This is a genomic window from Modestobacter caceresii (genome assembly GCF_000761485.1).
Lineage (GTDB): Bacteria > Actinomycetota > Actinomycetes > Mycobacteriales > Geodermatophilaceae > Modestobacter > Modestobacter caceresii.
The window spans coordinates 87,223-89,770 of record NZ_JPMX01000119.1 but is presented as its reverse complement, the minus strand read 5'-3'; the positions used below and the strand labels follow the sequence as shown (position 1 = coordinate 89,770).

The 2,548-nt window shown below is 71.2% G+C and carries 2 protein-coding genes; one reads left to right on the top strand and one right to left on the bottom strand.

What is annotated here, in order from left to right; genetic code table 11:
• Window positions 1–32 precede the first annotated feature (32 nt).
• Window positions 33–1,499, bottom strand: coding sequence for a 30S ribosomal protein S1 (gene rpsA, locus IN07_RS22380; protein ID WP_036340831.1), 1,467 nt, complete (start codon window positions 1,497–1,499; stop codon window positions 33–35).
• Window positions 1,500–1,729: 230 nt separating this feature from the next.
• On the opposite strand from rpsA, the gene IN07_RS22375 reads away from it, so the two are divergent.
• Window positions 1,730–2,548 (top strand): class I SAM-dependent methyltransferase (locus tag IN07_RS22375; protein WP_036340829.1); only part of this gene is annotated, 819 nt, incomplete at its 3' end.

Sequence of the window (2,548 nt, the reverse complement as noted above, 5' to 3'; positions counted from 1 at the left end):
ACGGTCAGGTGCTGCTCAGACGAGCTGCCGGGTCACTCGCCGCCGGCGAGCTTGGCCCGCAGGGCCGCCAGCGCCTCGTCGGAGGCCAGGGTGCCACCGGTGGAGGGGGCGTCCGGCGCGTCGACCGGCTCGCTGGAGTAGCTGCCACCGGCCGCAGCCTCGGCGTCGGCCTCCTTGGCCGCCGCGATCTGCTTGCGGTGCGCCTCGAACCGGGCCTGGGCCTCGGCGTACTGCCGCTCCCACGTCTCGCGGGCCTCGTCGTAGCCCTCGAGCCACTCGCCGGTGTCGGAGTCGAAGCCCTCGGGGTAGACGTAGTTGCCCTGCTCGTCGTACGAGGCCGACATGCCGTAGGCGGCCGGGTCGAACTGCTCCTCGTCGCCGACGACGCCCTCGTTGGCCTGCTTGAGGGACAGCGAGATGCGCCGGCGGTCCAGGTCGATGTCGATGACCTTGACCAGGATCTCGTCGCCGACCTGCACGACCTGCTCCGGGATCTCCACGTGGCGCTCGGCCAGCTCGGAGATGTGCACCAGGCCCTCGATGCCCTCGTCGACGCGCACGAACGCACCGAAGGGGACGAGCTTGGTGACCTTGCCCGGCACGACCTGACCGATCTGGTGCGTGCGGGCGAACTGGCGCCACGGGTCCTCCTGCGTCGCCTTCAGCGACAGGGAGACCCGCTCACGGTCCAGGTCGACGTCGAGGACCTCGACGGTGACCTCCTGGCCGACCTCGACGACCTCGGACGGGTGGTCGATGTGCTTCCAGGACAGCTCGGAGACGTGCACCAGACCGTCGACGCCGCCGAGGTCGACGAACGCACCGAAGTTGACGATCGAGGAGACGACGCCCGTGCGGACCTGGCCCTTGGCGAGCTTGTTGAGGAACTCGCTGCGGACCTCGGACTGGGTCTGCTCCAGCCACTGACGACGGGAGAGGACGACGTTGTTGCGGTTCTTGTCGAGCTCGATGATCTTCGCCTCGAGCTCACGACCCACGTAGGGCTGCAGGTCGCGCACGCGGCGCATCTCGACGAGCGAGGCGGGGAGGAAGCCGCGCAGGCCGATGTCGAGGATCAGGCCGCCCTTGACGACCTCGATGACGGTGCCGGTGACGACCTCGTCGGCTTCCTTCTTGGCCTCGATCGTGCCCCAGGCGCGCTCGTACTGAGCCCGCTTCTTGGACAGGATGAGCCGGCCTTCCTTGTCCTCCTTCTGGAGGACGAGGGCTTCCACCTCGTCGCCGACCTTGACGACCTCGGTCGGGTCGACGTCGTGCTTGATGGACAGCTCACGCGAGGGGATGACGCCCTCGGTCTTGTAGCCGATGTCCAGCAGCACCTCATCCCGGTCGACCTTGACGATCACGCCTTCGACGATGTCGCCGTCGTTGAAGTACTTGATGGTCTGGTCGATCGCAGCGAGGAAGTCCTCGGCGGTGCCGATGTCGTTGACCGCGATCTGGGGGGTGCTGTCGGGACGGACCTGGGTGGAGGTCATGTGGTCGAGTGCTCCGGACGGGGTATGCGTAGGGACAGGATCACCCGCGGCCCAGGCGGACCACGGGGAGGTTCACGGGAGGCGGCAACGCCGACCCCGTACAGGAGGGTCAACACCACAGACCTCTGGCGTGCTCCCCATCGTACGGACCTGGCGAGAGCCCGGTCCACCAGGGGGCGGGCCCGACCGGCAGGGCCACCGGCCGGTCGGCGTGTCACCATCGGCGCGTCATGGACAGCACCCCGGCCCGACCCCCCGCGGCCTCCCTGCCGCTGGCCGAGGACGGCTACCCGGCAGCGGGAGGCGTGACGCGGCGGCCGGCCGGACCGGCCGAGTCCGCCCGCGCGAACCGGGGCTGGTGGGACGCCGCCGCCCCGGCCTACCTCGCCGAGCACGGCAGTGACCTCGGCGACGCCGACTTCCTCTGGTGTCCCGAGGGGCTGCGTGAGGCCGACGCGCACCTGCTGGGCGAGGTCGCCGGGCGGCGGGTCCTGGAGATCGGCTGCGGCTCGGCTCCCTGCTCCCGCTGGCTGCGCACGGCCGGTGCCGCACCGGTGGCGCTGGACGTCTCCGGGGGCATGCTCGCCCGGGCCGCGGAGCTGAACCGGTCCACCGGCATCGCCGTCCCCCTGCTGCAGGCCGACGCGGGGGCACTCCCCCTGGCCGACGCGAGCGTGGACCTGGCCTGCTCGGCCTTCGGCGGTCTGCCGTTCGTCGCCGATGCCACGGCGGTGCTGCGCGAGGTCGCCCGCGTCCTGCGGCCGGGCGGGCGACTGGTCGCCTCGGTGAACCACCCGATGCGGTGGCCGATGCCGGACTCCCCCGACCCGGCCGACCTGCGCGTCGTCTCCTCCTACTTCGACCGCGCGCCGTACGTGGAGACCGACGACGCCGGGGCCACCGTCTACGTGGAGCACCACCGCACGATCGGCGACTGGGTACGTGCGGTCGTCGGTGCCGGGTTCGTGCTCAGCGACCTCATCGAGCCGGAGTGGACGCCCGGCCGCACCGAGACCTGGGGCCAGTGGTCCCCGGAACGGGGCGCGCTG